Genomic DNA, 15,538 nt, shown 5'->3' on the forward strand with positions numbered 1-15,538 from the left:
CTTAAAAAGCACGTCGCCGTCAACGACTCGCCGGGTGGACCGACTCCTGGAGCTGTGCCCGGGCAGCCGTACGACGATGTCGTCGCACCGGGGCGGTGTTTAGTCTGTGGTATTTTTGCTGTCGGCTCCGGCCTCTCCCGAGCCGTTTCGCCCGTGGTCGCCTGTCCCGCCGTGCGCCCGGGCAGAGCTGCCGGCCGGTCCGCGAGGACTTATCTTCTCGAATGAGGAACTTCATTGCCCACACCAATCAGCACTGGCGCTGCCCGTGGCGGGCGGAAGATAAGGCTGCCGCTGGATGGCGTTCTTGAATTCCTTCCGCTCCCATCGTTCTTCCGACGCCTGGGGGAGCGCGGGCAGGTTGTTATCTGCCAGCTGCCCTTATCTGTGACCCTCATTCTGGTGATCGCACTGACGGCTGGGTTCAGCCCTTCCACCATGGAAGGAAGCCTGTTTCAGCTGACCGTTCTCGCGCATGCGGTCCTGCTCGTCCTGTGCGCTGTCATGCCATGGGAAAAGTTACCTGACGGCAGCTACGCCGTCATCCCCGTCATGGACTGCGTGGTTCTGGGCTTTGGCCGGGAGGCCGACCCGGTCGTTCTCAGCGTCCTGGGGCTGCTCGCCGTGTTTCCTGTCATCTGGCTCTCGGTCACCCGGTCTTGGGGCTTCGTCGTCTTGGCTGCCCTGGCCGCAACGATGAGCGCTGGACTACCGCCCCTGATCGTTGGCACAACAATCGGCTCATCGACCTTGATCCGAATGGTCATCTTTCCCGTCATCATGGCGGCCATCGCGACGACGGCCCACCTCGCCGGCGTCGGACTCCGGAAGCAGCGGGCAACCCTCGAACGCAAAGACGTGGAACTGGAGGGGCTGCTTCGTGAAAGCCAGCGCCAGCGTCTGGCGGAACTGGACGCCGCAGCGAAGCTGAAGCGAAGCGACGAACGTTTCAGGCTTACGTTCGAGCATGCTCCGATCGGGGTGGCACTGGTGAGCCTGCATCCGGACACAGTTGGCCAGATACTCCGGGCAAACCGTGCCTTTGGTCTCCTTCTGGGTCGGCGGGCCCGGGACCTCACCGGGTCCAGCATCCTCGGCTTTACCGCTCCGGAGGATTCGTCGGTGGCGGAAGGACGGCTGGCTCAAGCACTTTTCGGCGCTGTCTCCGAGTACGCGGAGTCGCGCCGCCTTGTGCACGCTGACGGGCATATCGTGTGGACCTCGATGACCAGCGCAGTGGTGCGTGACGACGACGGGATGCCGTCATACCTCGTCGCGCAGTACCAGGACATCACAGCACGGCGCGAAGCAGAAGAACTTTTGCAGCGCCAGGCCTTGCACGATGGGCTGACCGGGCTGCCAAACAGGGTGCTGGTCATGGACCGGATCAGGCAGGCGCTGGCCCGGGCCCATCGGCAGGAAACCAGGGTTGGCCTGTTCTTTCTCGACGTGGACCGGCTCAAGGCCGTCAACGATACGTTGGGGCATGCGGCCGGGGATGCCCTGATCACCGAAGTGTCTAGGCGCCTGGCCCGGGCCAGCAGGGCCGGCGACACGGTGGCGCGGTTGGGCGGCGACGAATTCGTGGTCCTGTGCGAGGACCTCCCGGATGTCCAGACCGCCGAACTGCTGGCCCGGAGGCTGCTGGACGAACTTACTCCGCCGCAAGAGATTCGGGGGGAGCGCCTCGTGGTGTCTGCCAGCTTGGGAATAGCTGTGTCAGCAGACCAAACGAGCCCGGACGAACTACTCCGTGACGCGGATACGGCTATGTACCATGCCAAGGCCGCCGGCGGCGGAGGCTACGAAGTGTTTAGCGAGACGATGCGCGACGATCTCGAATACGGTCTTCGTACCGAAAAGGAACTCCGCGTGGCGCTGGAAGAGGACCAACTAAGACTCTTCTTCCAGCCAGTCTTTTCCCTTGCCGAGGACCAACTCGTCGCCGTCGAAGCGCTCGTGCGGTGGGAGCACCCCGCCCGGGGGCTCCTCGCCCCTGCCGAGTTTCTAGGCATCGCGGAAAAGAGCGGCCTCATCGTTCAGATCGGGCAATGGATGGTGCGCCAGGCGTGCGCTGAATTGTCCCGATGGCAACGCACCAGCCCCCAGAGTTCGCCGGCCCAGGTGGCCGTGAATCTCAGTCCCCTCGAACTCGCGCAACCGGACCTCATGGACATTGTCAGGGATGCCCTTTTCCGGTCCGGTCTCGCGCCACAGGCACTCTGCGTGGAAATCACCGAGTCAGCGCTGCTCGATGCCAATAGCGCCAACCTCGCCATCGTCCGGGAGCTCCGGTCACTGGGAGTGGACATAGCGCTGGATGACTTCGGAACAGGCTACTCCTCCCTCACGCACCTCAAAACCTTCCCGGTGAACGTCATCAAAATAGACCGGTCATTCGTCGCCGGCCTAGGCACCGACGCCGAGGACACAGCCATCGTAGGAGCAGTCATCGCCCTCGCGAAGGCCCTTGGGCTGTCCACCATCGCAGAAGGCGTAGAAACTCAAGCGCAGCGCGACCACCTGGAAAGCCTGGGCTGCAGCTGCGTCCAGGGCAACTTCTACTCGCGCCCGCTTCCGCCCAGGGACTGCATCAAGACCTTGGGCAAGGGCCGCCTTCCCCAACGACTGGGGGCTTTCGTCCCTTCTCTGTCCGGCCCTCGGGAGCGTGGACTGGGATAGTTCGACCGGAGCGCCACCAAATTCGAGGAAGCGACTTTCCTGAAGCAGATGACCTCCTCCTCCTTCTCGCGACGGCAGGCTATGGGACCGATGAAGCAGCTTGGAAATGCCTTTTCGAAACGTGAATACGGGCCGCGTCCACCGGCAGCTGTCCATCCTGCTGCCGCGCGCTACGAGGGTTGCCGGTACCGGGTGAAGACCATTGTTGGAACTGTCATCGCCAGCGCCTTCGCACTGCTGAGCATGGCAGCCCCGGCGCAGGCCGGCTCAGGACATGGACGCGGTGACTTGTGGGTCAGCGGCGGCGGGCTCGACAGTTCCGGGAGCGGGGTGCAAGTGCACATCGGTTACAGCTGCGACGAGGGCCAGAACGCCGGCGTGGGGCTCTTCCTTACCCAAACCGGTGACCACGACGACTCCGCGCCCATCTTTGGAGGAGCCGGATCCGGGCAGCGGGCCTGCACGGGCGAGCCGGAGTCGGTGACTCTGATCATCCGGCCCGGAAGCGGCCGGTTCAATCCCGGCCGTGCCGACGCAACAGTGTCCCTCATTATCAGCGGCCCCGGGACCGCGAACAAGACCGAGCAACTGACAGAGAACATCCGACTGGGGTGCTGGTAACAGCTGCCCTGCGGGCATCCGTTGCTTGCGGTAATCCAGGTTCGCGTACCCGGTCCGCACGGCGGCTTAAGCCGGTCAGGCCCTCAACCCTGCTGGACGGGGCCCCGGATGATGCGTCGCTGCGTTGCGGCGGCGATGGCTGCCGTGCGGTTCTCCACCCCGAGTTTGCCGTAAATGTGCACGAGGTGGGTCTTCACGGTTGCCTCGGAAACATAGATCTGTTTGGCGATGGCCCGGTTGGAGAGCCCAGTGGCCAGCAATTCCAGCAGCTGGATTTCGCGCGGGGTGAGCGTGGGCGCGGGATTGTTAATTCGTCCCATGAGCAGGGCCGCGGCTCTCGGTGCCAGTGCCGTCTGGCCGGCGGCGGCGGCCATGACGGCCTGATGAATTTGCTCAGGAGGGGCGTCCTTGAGCATGTAACCGCTGGCTCCAGCTTCCACCGCGGCCAGGATGTCAGCGTCCGTGTCATACGTGGTCAGGATCAGGACCGGCGGAGGATCCTCCAGCAGCTTGATCCGCGATGTGGCAGTGACGCCGTCCATTCCCGCGCCCATTTGCAGATCCATGAGCACGACGTCGACCCGCTCGCCCAGAGCGCGCAGACGGTCCAGTTCCTTGAGTGCTGCGTCGCCGTCGGCCGCTTCCGCTGCCACCGAGATACCCTCGAAGGCGGTCAGCAGCGCCCTCAGACCGGCCCTGACAACGGGATGGTCATCCACGAGCAAAATGCGGATGCCGGTCACGGGTCTTTTCTCCCGGCGGTCTCCCCCAAGGGCAGGCGGACGGCCACTACTGTCCCCTCGCCGGGGGATGATTCCAAGGTGAGCGAACCATCGAGCGCGCTGACCCTGCGCTGCAACGACCGGATCCCGTAGCCGCTCCCGTCCGTGCGTGCCGCCGTCCGCGCTGCCGCGGCGGCGGGATCAAAGCCGACACCGTCATCATAAATGTCCAAGGTGACCTCGCTGCCCAGAAATGCGATCGTCACCACAGCGTTGCCGGCCCTGGCGTGGTCCCTGACGTTGGCGAGGCTGGCCTGGGCGGCCCGGAGCAGGGTCACCCGGTACTGTTGCGGCAGCTCTACGGGGTCACCGTCAAGTTCGAACCTGCATCGCAGCCCCAGGCCACGGGCGGCGGCGCTGGTTTCGGTGCTCTCGCAGAGCCGGCGCAGACTCTCGATCAGGGAAGCTCCCTGCAGCTGCGGGGACGACAGTCCGCGCACGAAACTCCGGGCCTCTGCCAGGTTCTCGGCCGCGGTCTGCTGAACCAGCGCAAAGCGTACAGCGGCGGTGGCGGTGTCTCCGTCCGCGAGCGACTTTTCTGCCGCGCGGGCGACCAGAACGATGCTCGAGAAGCCTTGGGCGAGGGTGTCGTGGATTTCCCGGGCCAGTCTTTCGCGCTCGGCCAGGACGCCGGCATGGTGCTGGGACGCGGCCAGCTCCGCACGGGTCCGGCGGAGTTCATCGGCTGCGCGGCGCTGGTGCTCGGCTTCCCGGTAGAGCGCCAGATAGGCAAGTCCGGTCACGACAGCGAAGGCAGCACCGAACAGCGGGCCAATGACGACGGCCGGCTGTGGGACCGGGAGCCCGCTGGCGGTCCATTGGGCGGCAATGACCGCCGCCGTCATCAACGCGATCGTCAGCAGCGCAATCCGGCGCGGCAGCAGGTGCAGGTGGAGGAAGAAGAGGGGAAACACCAGCCAGGCAAAATCGGCGCTCCCGGCGAGCAGGAGGAACCACAGCGCGGTGATGATTCCCAGCCACAGGAGGCCGTAGCGGCGGGGGTCGAATCCCGTGCCGTCCGCGGCGAAACGCTTTTCCAGGATCGTGCCGGTGAGATACACGCCGGCCAGGACAACCGCGGCCCCGGCATAGACATACCGCAGGGGGCCCGCCCCGCCGGCGAGCAGCCTCAGGACGCCCACTGCCAGCAAGGCAGCAAAACCAACGTGCAGGCAGACCCTGAGGACGCGAAGGATCGTGACCGAGGGCTGCGGGGTATCGAGGTCGCCGGGCAGGCCCGCGTCCGGTCCTAAGGGACTATCGCCGGCTGGAGCGGAACGAGGGTCTGTGGCGGGCATTGGATCAGCTTATGCGCCGCCGGTCCGGTGCGGATCAACCAAAAGGTTGACCCGGGAATCAACCATGCGTCGACCCCAGATCAACCATCTGCCCGATGGCGCGCACCCATGCCGGCGGGAGAGTGGATATAGGAGCTTTTCCGGCCACCGAATCACCCACTGAAAGAAGAGAACCGTGTTTCTTGCTATCCGCGACATCCGCTTTGCCAAGGGCAGGTTCGCCCTGATGGGCGGCGTCGTCGCCCTGATCACCCTGCTGCTCGTCATGCTCTCGGGACTGACGGCCGGGCTGGGGGACCAATCGACCTCGGCCATTGACAAACTCGGCACAATCAACGCCAGCGGAGTCCCGGTCAAAGCGGTGGACAGCATCGCCTTCGGCGCCCCCGGCACCAACGAACCCAAGGCCTCCTTCACCGAAAGCGAAGTCACCGCCGCGCAGCTCGACAGCTGGAGGAACCGCGCCGGCGTCCAGGACGCAGAGGCCCTGGGCATCAGCCAGACCCGCTTCCAGGCCGTCGCCGGGGACACCGGAGCCGGTACCGGCACCACCAACGTCGCCGTGTTCGGCGTCGCACCCGAGGGCCGGCTCGCACCGTCCCGGGTCACCGCGGACACCGTCGTCATCGGAAAGACCGTCGCCAGGGCCCTTTCCCTGAACGCCGGCGACAAAGCCACCGTCGGAGGCGCCGAACTGACCGTCAGCGCCGTCGTCGAGGACCAGTGGTACTCCCACACCAGCGTCGTCTGGACAGCCCTTCCAACCTGGTCGAAGCTGGCCCACCTGAGCGACCCGGAACAGCTGGGAACCGTCGCCGCCATCACCTACAAAGACGGCGCCGCCGTTGACGAAGCCGCCGCCAACACCGCAGCGCACACCGTCAGCGCTTCGCGGACCGGGTCCTTCCAGGCCCTCGGCTCCTACAAGAGCGAGAACGGATCCCTGACCCTGATGCAGGCCTTCCTCTACGGCATCTCCGCCCTGGTCATCGTCGCCTTCCTGACCGTCTGGACCGTCCAGCGGACCCGCGACATCGCAGTCCTCAAGGCCATGGGTGCCTCCGGCAGCTATGTCCTGCGCGACGCCATCACCCAGGCCGCCATCGTCCTGTTCGCAGGCGCCGGGCTCGGCGGCGGAATCGGCATCCTCGGCGGCTTCTTCGCAGCGAAAGCAGCGCCTTTCCTGGTCACCCCGGCAACGACACTGCTGCCGATCCTGGGAATCATCGCCCTCGGCCTGGCCGGCGCGGCCCTGGCCGTCCGACGCGTCACCAAAGTCGACGCCCTGATCGCCCTCGGCGGCAACTAAGCCCTCCCGCGGACCGGCCCCGCCCCCTCCATCCTCCCCGCGCACATCCACAAAGGAAGTACCAGCATGTCCTCCACCCCCAGCCCCCTGAACCTCGTCAACGTCAGCCTCGAATACCCGGACGGCGACGGAACCATCAAAGCCCTGGACACCGTGAATCTCACCGTCCAGGCCGGCCAGATGATCTCCCTCGTCGGCCCCTCCGGTTCCGGTAAATCCAGCCTCCTGGCCGCCGCCGCCACCCTGGTCCGCCCCACCCACGGCCTGGTGCTCATCGACGGCGTCGACGCGACCGGGCTCGGCGACAAAGAACTGACCGCGCTGCGCCGGGAAAAGATCGGCATCATCTTCCAACAGCCGAACCTGCTCGCCTCCCTGACCGCCGCAGAACAGCTCATCATCGGTGACCACCTGCGCGGAAAATCCGTCAGCGCCGCCCGCGCCAAAGCCGCGGAACTGCTCGACGTCGTCGGACTCTCCACCTGCGCGGACAAACGGCCGCACCAACTCTCCGGCGGCCAGCGCCAGCGGGTCAACATCGCCCGCGCCCTGATGGGAGATCCCAAAGTACTGCTCGTGGACGAACCAACCGCGGCCCTGGACCACGAACGCAGCGACTCCATCGTCCGGCTCCTGCGCCGCATCACCGACGAATTCCTGGTCGCCACCGTCATGGTCACGCACGACACCGAATTCGTCCCGCTGACCGACTCGGTCGCCACCATGCGCGACGGAAAACTCACCGCCGCCGCGCCCACCAACGCCTAACGGCCGACGCGGCCACCGGCTTGCCACTTCCCCGGCACCGGCCAGGACCCGCCGCCGTCCCCGTCCTACCCGCGCTCCTCGTTGCCGGTGCCAGGGGTCCCGCCGGCTCCGCGATCCGGGCGCCCGCCGCGGCGGTGCGGACGGAGGCGGTCCGGAAGGATCCTGGCGGGCGACCACGGGTCGGAGCCGGGCAGGATCCAGCCACGCCAACGGGCGAGCAGGCACAGCCCCATTCCCACGACCAGCCCGGCCAGGGAACCGGCGGTCCGGTGGCCGGCGTAAAACAGGAGGACCATGGTCCCGCTGGCCGCGGCCGCGCAGCTGGCGTAGAGCGTGTTTCCGCCCAGGACCGCGGGCACCTGACGCAGCACCACATCCCGGGTGGCGCCGCCGCCGACGGCGGTGATGGTGCCCAGCAGCACCGCGGGCAACCAGCCCAGCCCGACGCCGAGCGTCTTCTCCGCACCGGCGGCCGCCCAGCATCCCAGCGCCAGGGCATCCAGTACCGGCCAGACCCGGTCCCAGACACGACCCTCCACCCGTATCACGAAGGCCAGGGCTGCGCCGGCGAAGGCGGTGGACAGGTAGGCGTAATCCGTCAACGCCACCGGCGGGCCATGCTGCAGCAGGGTGTCCCGGATTATCCCACCGCCCAGGCCCGAGAGCACGGAGAGAACGGCGAAGCCGACCGGGTCAAGCTTCTCCCGGCGGGCGATCACCCCGCCCAGGACGGCGTTGGCGAACACCCCCGCCAGGTCCAGCACCCGGAAGAGGTCCGAGACCGGAAAACTTTCCACGACTGCCTGCCTCTCCGGGGGCGGCGTGTCCCTGACCGCTGCGGTGGCCGCCAGTCCGGACGCTACCACCGGCGTCGACACGGTGCCACCGCCGGAGGATCATGAATCCATGAGCGCGTTGGTGCTGATCTGTGATGGTGTCTTCGACGGCCATTCCGCGGACCCGGGAGGCCGGACCGAAATTGCTGTCCGCGACGGCGTGATCGCCGCGATGGGGCGGTCCGTGGACCGGCCCGACGATGCCGAGGTGGTCGATCTGACCGGGCATACGGTCTGCCCGGGTTTCATCGACACCCACGTGCACCTGACCATGGACGCCGCCGGGCTGGCCCGGCAGACCCTGGGATCCACAGCCACCAAGGCGCTCGCCGGCCTCGGCCTGGCGCTGAAATACCTGGACTACGGCTTCACAACATTGCGGGACCTGGGCACCATGGATCCGGAATTCCCGACCGTGGACCTGCGCAACGCGCTGGCCGCCGGTATCGTCCGGGGCCCGCGGCTGGTGGTCGCCGGGCACGTGCTCAGCGCAACGGGCGGCCACGGCGACATGAGCGGCTTCTACCCCTCCCGCTGGGAGCTGCCCGTTTCCGCGGTGGCCGACGGGGTGGAACGGGTCCGGCAGCTGGTCCGGCGCGAGGCGGCCCACGGCAGCGACTGGATCAAGACCGCCAACGCCGGCGGCTACTTCAGCGCGGGCGACGATCCGGCCCGCACCACCTGGTTCGACGACGAGATGGAGGCCCTGTGCTCGACCGCGGCCCTGCTGGGTCTTCCCGTCGCAGTGCATACCGGCGGCGCCGCGGCGTGCAAGCAGGCCGTCCGGGCCGGGGCGCGAAGCCTTGAGCACGCCTACCTGATCGACGAGGAGGGCGTCGAGCTTGCCCTTCGGGCCGGGGTGTTCATCGTGCCGACGATGCAGATGACCCAGGAGGACCTGGCGCAGCTGGCGGCCGGAACGCTGCCGGACCAGGCGGTGTGGAAGTTCCGCCGCGACAGCGGCCAGATCCTGGAATCCCAGCGCCTGGTTGCTGCCAGCGACGTCAAGGTCGCGTATGGCACGGACTGCGGCATGTTCGACTTCGACCACGGCATCCTCGAGTTCCAGGCCATGGTCAACGCCGGCATCAGCCCGGCGAGGGCACTGCGTGCCGCGACATCCACGGCCGCAGAACTTCTGGGCCGGACCGACATCGGGGTGCTCAGGCCTGGCGCCTGCGCCGACATTGTGGCCATGCCCGGGAACCCGCTGGAGGACATCGCAGCCACGGCCCGGGTGGACTTCGTCATGCGCGCCGGCCGGGTCCACCGCCGCTCCGGCGACAGCAGCAGCCTCGGGCGCTGACCCCGACGGCCCAGCCGACGGCGGAAACAGCCGCCGATCCGCCCCGCCGTCGCCCCCAAGGACTAGGGTGGTGTCAAAGAGAAGGGGGAGTGCCTGATGGAGTACCAAAATTCTCAGCCGGGACTTGAGACTGCGATGCCGGCCCGGATGCCGGCCCCGGTGCCGGCCGCCACCGGCCGGACAGTCATTTCGGAGACGGCGGTCGCCAAGGTGGCAGGCATCGCCGCCCGCGCGGTCCCGGGCGTGTACTCCCTGGGCACCGGGTCATCCCGGGCCCTGGGCGCCATCCGTGAAGCCGTCGGCAGTTCCGAACACGCGGCCGGGGTGCGTGCCGAGGTCGGTGAGACCCAGGTGGCTGTGGACATCGCACTGGTAGCGGTCTACGGCACGCCGCTGCACCCGCTGGCCGACCAGATCCGCGCCGCCGTTTACGCCGCGGTGGAGGAACTCGTCGGACTCCAGGTCATCGAAGTCAACATTGAAATCCACGACGTTTTCGTCCCAGGGCCGCCCAAACCGGCTGCCGCCGTCGAATCCCGGCCCGTAAGGGAGGCGCTCCAGTGAACCTCACCGTCGTCGGGATGGCCGCCGGTGCTTTCCTGGCCTTTATGTCCTTCGCCTTCGGGGCCTGGGGATTCCTCGGATCCCTGATCTTCATGGCCATCGGTGCCCTGCTGGGCCGGGCGGCCGAAGGGAAACTGGACCTCCGCAGCGTCCTCGACGCCATCACCGGCCGGCGTTCCTCCTCATGAGCGTCGCCGCCGGGCGCCTGCTGGCCGGACACAACCGGATCAGCACGCAGGCCCTCACCAGCGTGGCCCGGGCGGCCGCCGGGGAGGCGCTGGGCGTCCCCGCGCAGGACATTCGGGCCGACTGGGCCGACGACGACGGGCTGCTGGCACTGTCCCTCGTCGCGCCGATCGCCGTGCCGTCACTGAACTCCGTGCTCCGTAACCCCGCCCGCGTGGCAGCATTCGGCGGCACGATCTGGGACCGGACCGTGGCTGCGAAGGCAGCCATTCTGCACCGCGTGACGGAGCTCAGCGGTGCCCAGCTGAGCCGGGTGGACATCCGCATCAGCGGGGCCAGCGTTAGCGACGGAGGGCGGGTACGGTGAGCCACGCTGCCGAACGGCACCACCACGGCGAGGCCGCATCCCGGGACGCCGGGCAGCACCCGCACGGGCCCGGTGCCAGCACCATCTCCCCCGGCACCGGCACCGGCACCGGCACCGGCACCGGCACCGGTCCGGCGGCTGGCGGCAGCGTGGGGATGGAGAAAATCCTCGCGCGCGAGACGACCGCATCCCGGGCTGCCGCGGCCGTCGTCGCCGCAGTGCTGGCCATCGTGGTCTGTGGCTACGCCCTGCTTGAAACCGCGGTGCGGGCCGTCGGACAGCCGCCCTGGCTGATCGACCCGCAAACCGCCGCGGAGCGGCTGATTGCACTGCCCTCGGGAATCGCCCCGCTCCTGCTCGGGGTCATCGGTGCTGTGCTGATGGCGGCCGGACTGTTCTTTTTCCTCAGCGCGGTGCTGCCCGGCCGCCGCGCCCGGCACGTACTCGGCGACCCGCGCGCGGCCGTCGTGGTCGACGACGAAGTCATTGCCTCCGCCCTGGCAAGGCGCGCCCGGCTCGCGGCCAACGTCGCCCAGGAACAGGTGATGGTGGTGGTGTCACAGCGCCAAGTACTGGTCAACATCCGGCCCACCTCCGGGGTGCCGCTGCGGGAGGCCGATGTCCAGGCGGCCGTCGAGGCCGAACTCCACGACATGTCGCCGACACCCATGCCGCTGGTACGCATCAACCTGGCCTCATCCGGGGTGATCGGCGCGTGAACGGCACCCCCAGAACCCTCAATCGCATCCTGCTCGGGATCCTCGGCGTGAAGCTCTTGGTTATTGGTGCCCTGCTGCTCCTGCTGGCCACCGTGCCGGCAGTCGGAGTGTGGTGGCGTGCCTGGTCCGCGGAGATCTGGACGGGACTCCGCGGCCTCTTTGAGCGCACGCGGTTCCCCGGGCAGTCCGAGAGCTGGCTCTGGATCGTGATAGTGCTGCTGCTGGCGGTGGTCATCGCGCTCATGGTGGCGTGGCTGGCCCAGCAGGGCAAGGGCCGCGCGAACCTGCTCGTCGCCGAGGACGACGCCGGCGAAGTCCCCGGCAGCGTCCGGATCGGCGGCGGCGTGGCCGAGCAGGCGCTCAGGGCCGCGCTGGCCGACCGGCCGGACCTGGCCGGCGCCACCGTGGCGACGTACGAGTTCCGCGGCGAACCGGCGCTCCGGATCCGGGTCCAACCGCGCCAGGGCGTTGCGCCGCACACGCTGGCCGGCGAAGTGTCAGCTCTGGTCCGGGCACTCGACGCTGTCATCGGAAAACGCACGCCGGTGCTGATCCACATAAGTTCCGGCGCGCGGTCCCGGTTCGGCCGCGCCGAACGAGTCCGCTGACCCGGCGCCTGCCGGCGTGCCCCTCGGCGCGCGCCCGACGCCCCGACCCTCTGTGCCGAACCCCCTGCGAAACGCTGGCCCCACCGGTCACAGGTCTCTGGCGCGGCATTCCCCGGGCATTTCCGCGCGGCAGCGAGCGCGGCGGCGTCGCCGGTTTTGGCGAAGAGCTTTGATGTAAACGCTTGCATTCCCGCAGGCCTGATCGCTAGTGTGATGGTCACCACACCAACTGCACCACCGGTCACCCCCGGTACTCAGCGAGGAGCACCTGTATGAAAACCCCTAAGTATCTACTTCCCGTGGCCGCCGCCGGTGTCCTGGCCCTTTCCCTGTCCGCGTGCGGCGGTGGCGGCGGCGGTGGCGGCAGCACGGCCGGTGGCGGCGGCGGTGACGCCGGGGCCAACCTGGATGGCAGGGGCCCCATCACGTATGTCCAGGGCAAGGACAACAGCAACGTGGTCCGTCCGCTGGTGGAGAAGTGGAACGCGGCGCACCCGAACGAGAAGGTGACGTTCAAGGAGCAGACCGACCAGGCCGATCAGCAGCACGACGACCTCGTCCAGCACTTCCAGGCCAAGCAGTCCGACTACGACGTCGTCGATGTGGACGTGGTGTGGACGGCAGAGTTCGCCGCCAAGGGCTGGCTGCAGCCCCTCAAGGACAAGATGGCCATCGATACGAGCGCCATGCTCAAGCCGACCGTGGACAGCGCCACCTACAAGGGAACCCTGTACGCGGCGCCGCAGACCTCCGACGGCGGATTCCTGTACTACCGCAAGGACCTCGTTCCCAACGCCCCCAAGACCTGGGACGAGATGATGGGCATGTGCTCCATCGCCAAGACCAACAACATCGGCTGCTACGCCGGCCAGTTTTCGAAGTACGAAGGCCTTACCGTCAACGCCTCCGAGGCGATCAACTCCGCCGGCGGCTCCGTGCTGGACAAGGACGGCAAGCCGAGCCTGAACACGGACGAGGCCAAGGCCGGCCTCGGGAACCTGGCGAAGGCCTACGCGGACGGCAACATCCCCAAGGAGGCCATCACCTTCAAGGAAGAGGAAAGCCGCCAGGCCTTCCAGGACGGCAAGCTGCTGTTCCTGCGCAACTGGCCCTACGCCTACAACCTCATCACCACTGAAGGCTCCTCCAAGGTGAAGGACAAGCTGGGCCTGGCCCCGCTGCCGGGCAAATCCGGCCCCGGTGCCTCCTCCCTGGGCGGCCACAACGCCGCGGTGAGCGTCTACTCCAAGAACAAGGCCACCTCCCTTGATTTCCTGAAGTTCCTGACCTCGGAGGAATCCGAGAAGTTCTACGCCACGCAGGGGTCCCTCGCCCCGGTGCTGGGCAAGCTCTACGACGACAAGGACCTGGTCGCCAAGCTTCCCTACCTGCCGGTGCTGAAGACCTCGATCGAGAACGCCGTCCCGCGTCCGGTGACTCCGTTCTACCCGGCCGTCACCAAGGCCATCCAGGACAACGCATACTCGGCCATCAAGGGCGAGAAAGCAGTGGACGCAGCGCTGTCCGACATGCAGAAGTCCATCGAAACCCAGTCAAAGTAGTCCAACATGGCAACTGAATTGGGCCCGACGCCGGTCAAGAAGCCGGCGTCGGGCGGGACCGAGCTTCACCACGCTCCCAAGGGGGTGGGGGAGGACAACGTCATCGCGAGCCAGGGCAAATGGGCGTCGTGGCTGCTGGCCCCCACCATCATCGCGCTGGCCGTCGTCATCGTTTACCCGATCGTCAGCGCCATCGTGATGTCCTTCCAGGCCGACGCAGGCCTGGACCCCGCCACCGGGCTCTTCACCGAAGGCGGCCCGGCGGGCTTCTCCAACTACGTCAACTGGATTGCCCAGCAGTGCGCGTCCGCCGGCGGCGGCACCGTCCCCTGCCCGCCCGGCACGCTGGGATCCCAGTTCTGGTCCGCCACGGCCACGACCTTTTTCTTCACCATCGTGACGGTTTCGCTGGAGACCGTGCTCGGCTTCTGGATGGCGGTCATCATGGCACGCACCTTCCGGGGCCGCAGCCTGGTCCGCGCCGCCGTCCTGGTGCCGTGGGCCATCCCCACCGCTGTCACGGCCAAACTGTGGCTGTTCATTTTCGCGTTCGAGGGCATCGCCAACAAGCTTTTCAATGCCTCCATCCTTTGGACCGGCAGTGAGTGGCCGGCCAAGTGGGCCGTCATCATTGCCGACGTCTGGAAGACCACGCCCTTCATGGCGCTGCTGATCCTGGCCGGCCTCCAGATGATTCCCGCGGAGGTGTACGAGGCAGCCAAGGTTGACGGCGCCTCGGCCTGGCAGCGCTTCCGGATGATCACCCTGCCGTTGGTCAAACCGGCGCTCATGGTGGCCATCCTCTTCCGCACCCTGGACGCCCTGCGCATGTTCGACCTGCCCTACATCCTCACCGGCGGGGCGAACAACACCACCACGCTCTCCATCCTGGTAATCAACCAGATCAGGCAGGGCTTCAACGTGGCGGCGGCGCTGTCCACCATCACGTTCATCATCATTTTCCTGGTCGCTTTCATCTTCGTGCGCTTCCTCGGCGCCAACGTGGTGGAGCAGCAGACCGGCGCAAGTAAGGGGAAGAAATGACCGCCGCCGCGACCGAGCTGCGCGCGCAGCAGGACCGGGGACGCAAGAGCGCCCAGAACCGGGAGAAATGGGCGCAGGGACGCACCTACCTCAGCGCTGCCGTGATTCTCATCTGGTGCCTTGCACCTGCCTACTGGATGGTGGTGACGGCGTTCCGTGATGTCGGCTTCACCTACGACACCTCGATCCTGCCCACCCACGTGACGCTGGACAACTTCAAGACCGCCTTCGACACCTCCTTCGGAAACCACTTCGGCCAGGCCCTCCTGAACAGCGTGTTCATCGGCGTCGTGGTCACCGCGGTGTCGCTGCTGATCGGCGTGTTCGCCGCCTACGCGCTGGCGCGGTTGAACTTCCGCTTCAAGTTCCTGGTGCTGGGCTTCATCCTGGGCGCCTCGATGTTCCCCGGCGTTGCCCTCATCACCCCGCTGTTCCAGCTGTTCACCAATATCGGCTGGATGGGAACGTACCAGGCCCTGATCATCCCGAACATTTCGTTCGTGCTGCCCCTGACCGTCTACACCATGACCTCGTTCTTCCGCGAGATGCCGTGGGAGCTGGAGGAATCAGCCCGGGTGGACGGCTGCACGCAGGGTCAGGCCTTCCGGAAGGTGATCATGCCGCTGGCCGCGCCGGCCATCTTTACGACGGCCATCCTGGCGTTCATCTCCTCGTGGAACGAATTCCTGATCGCCAGCCAGCTCTCCAGCGACAGGACCCAGCCGGTCACGGTCGCCATTGCGAGCTTCGCCGGCGCCCAGCCCAACCAGATCCCCTACACGGCCATTATGGCGGCCGGGACCATCGTGACCATTCCGCTGGTGATCCTGGTGCTCGTCTTCCAGCGCAAGATCGTGGCGGGCCTGACAGCGGGTGCGGTCAAGTGAGC

At 67.2% G+C, this 15,538-nt stretch carries 16 protein-coding genes; 13 read left to right on the top strand and 3 right to left on the bottom strand.

Translation table 11 applies throughout. The features are described 5' to 3' along the window. Positions 1-234: 234 nt before the first annotated feature. Positions 235-2,679, top strand: a complete 2,445-nt coding sequence (locus AC3ANP_RS06725; protein WP_488332553.1) for a putative bifunctional diguanylate cyclase/phosphodiesterase — start codon at positions 235-237, stop codon at positions 2,677-2,679. 192 nt (positions 2,680-2,871) lie between these two features. Then, the gene (locus AC3ANP_RS06730; RefSeq protein WP_488332554.1) at positions 2,872-3,300 is read left to right on the top strand and encodes a hypothetical protein; all 429 of its coding nucleotides are present in this window, start codon (positions 2,872-2,874) and stop codon (positions 3,298-3,300) included. Between the two features lie 83 nt (positions 3,301-3,383). Here the strand turns inward: AC3ANP_RS06730 and AC3ANP_RS06735 are convergent, their stop codons facing one another. Then, positions 3,384-4,043, bottom strand: coding sequence for a response regulator transcription factor (locus AC3ANP_RS06735; protein WP_488332555.1), 660 nt, complete (start codon positions 4,041-4,043; stop codon positions 3,384-3,386). Next, a complete protein-coding gene (locus AC3ANP_RS06740) occupies positions 4,040-5,380 on the bottom strand; it encodes a sensor histidine kinase (RefSeq protein ID WP_488332556.1) in 1,341 nt (446 codons plus the stop codon). Before AC3ANP_RS06740 ends, AC3ANP_RS06735 begins: the two co-directional genes overlap by 4 nt. A 175-nt stretch (positions 5,381-5,555) precedes the next feature. On the opposite strand from AC3ANP_RS06740, the gene AC3ANP_RS06745 reads away from it, so the two are divergent. Together AC3ANP_RS06745 and AC3ANP_RS06750 are read left to right on the top strand one after the other, a co-directional pair. After that, the gene (locus AC3ANP_RS06745; protein ID WP_488332557.1) at positions 5,556-6,689 is read left to right on the top strand and encodes an ABC transporter permease; all 1,134 of its coding nucleotides are present in this window, start codon (positions 5,556-5,558) and stop codon (positions 6,687-6,689) included. 66 nt (positions 6,690-6,755) lie between these two features. After that, positions 6,756-7,457 carry an ABC transporter ATP-binding protein gene (locus AC3ANP_RS06750; RefSeq protein WP_488332558.1) on the top strand — a complete coding sequence of 234 codons (702 nt, stop codon included), beginning with the start codon at positions 6,756-6,758 and terminating at the stop codon, positions 7,455-7,457. A 65-nt stretch (positions 7,458-7,522) separates the two neighbouring features. Here AC3ANP_RS06750 and AC3ANP_RS06755 read toward each other — a convergent pair whose 3' ends face one another. Further along, positions 7,523-8,254, bottom strand: coding sequence for a trimeric intracellular cation channel family protein (locus AC3ANP_RS06755; protein ID WP_488332559.1), 732 nt, complete (start codon positions 8,252-8,254; stop codon positions 7,523-7,525). Between the two features lie 109 nt (positions 8,255-8,363). Between AC3ANP_RS06755 and AC3ANP_RS06760 the strand changes: the two genes are divergently transcribed. The 9 genes from AC3ANP_RS06760 (at position 8,364) to AC3ANP_RS06800 (ending at position 15,536) form a co-directional block, all read left to right on the top strand. Continuing rightward, the gene (locus tag AC3ANP_RS06760) at positions 8,364-9,599 is read left to right on the top strand and encodes a metal-dependent hydrolase family protein (RefSeq protein ID WP_488332560.1); all 1,236 of its coding nucleotides are present in this window, start codon (positions 8,364-8,366) and stop codon (positions 9,597-9,599) included. A gap of 96 nt (positions 9,600-9,695) precedes the next feature. Further along, positions 9,696-10,163, top strand: coding sequence for an Asp23/Gls24 family envelope stress response protein (locus tag AC3ANP_RS06765; protein ID WP_488332561.1), 468 nt, complete (start codon positions 9,696-9,698; stop codon positions 10,161-10,163). Further along, positions 10,160-10,351 carry a hypothetical protein gene (locus AC3ANP_RS06770; protein WP_488332562.1) on the top strand — a complete coding sequence of 64 codons (192 nt, stop codon included), beginning with the start codon at positions 10,160-10,162 and terminating at the stop codon, positions 10,349-10,351. Before AC3ANP_RS06765 ends, AC3ANP_RS06770 begins: the two co-directional genes overlap by 4 nt. Further along, the gene (locus tag AC3ANP_RS06775; protein ID WP_488332563.1) at positions 10,348-10,716 is read left to right on the top strand and encodes a hypothetical protein; all 369 of its coding nucleotides are present in this window, start codon (positions 10,348-10,350) and stop codon (positions 10,714-10,716) included. The genes AC3ANP_RS06770 and AC3ANP_RS06775 overlap by 4 nt, the downstream gene beginning before the upstream one ends. A gap of 155 nt (positions 10,717-10,871) precedes the next feature. Next, positions 10,872-11,435, top strand: a complete 564-nt coding sequence (locus AC3ANP_RS06780; RefSeq protein ID WP_488332992.1) for a hypothetical protein — start codon at positions 10,872-10,874, stop codon at positions 11,433-11,435. Next, entirely contained in the window at positions 11,432-12,043 is a 612-nt protein-coding gene (locus AC3ANP_RS06785; protein ID WP_488332564.1) for a hypothetical protein, read from the top strand. Before AC3ANP_RS06780 ends, AC3ANP_RS06785 begins: the two co-directional genes overlap by 4 nt. Before the next feature lie 272 nt (positions 12,044-12,315). Further along, complete coding sequence (locus AC3ANP_RS06790) at positions 12,316-13,605, top strand: ABC transporter substrate-binding protein (RefSeq protein WP_488332565.1); 1,290 nt, start codon at positions 12,316-12,318, stop codon at positions 13,603-13,605. Between the two features lie 6 nt (positions 13,606-13,611). Further along, positions 13,612-14,649, top strand: coding sequence for a carbohydrate ABC transporter permease (locus AC3ANP_RS06795; protein ID WP_488332566.1), 1,038 nt, complete (start codon positions 13,612-13,614; stop codon positions 14,647-14,649). Continuing rightward, positions 14,646-15,536: a carbohydrate ABC transporter permease gene (locus AC3ANP_RS06800; RefSeq protein WP_488332567.1), complete on the top strand. Its 891-nt coding sequence runs from the start codon at positions 14,646-14,648 to the stop codon at positions 15,534-15,536. Before AC3ANP_RS06795 ends, AC3ANP_RS06800 begins: the two co-directional genes overlap by 4 nt. The last annotated feature ends 2 nt before the right edge of the window (positions 15,537-15,538 follow it).

The organism is Arthrobacter sp. JB02-1C (assembly GCF_057748045.1).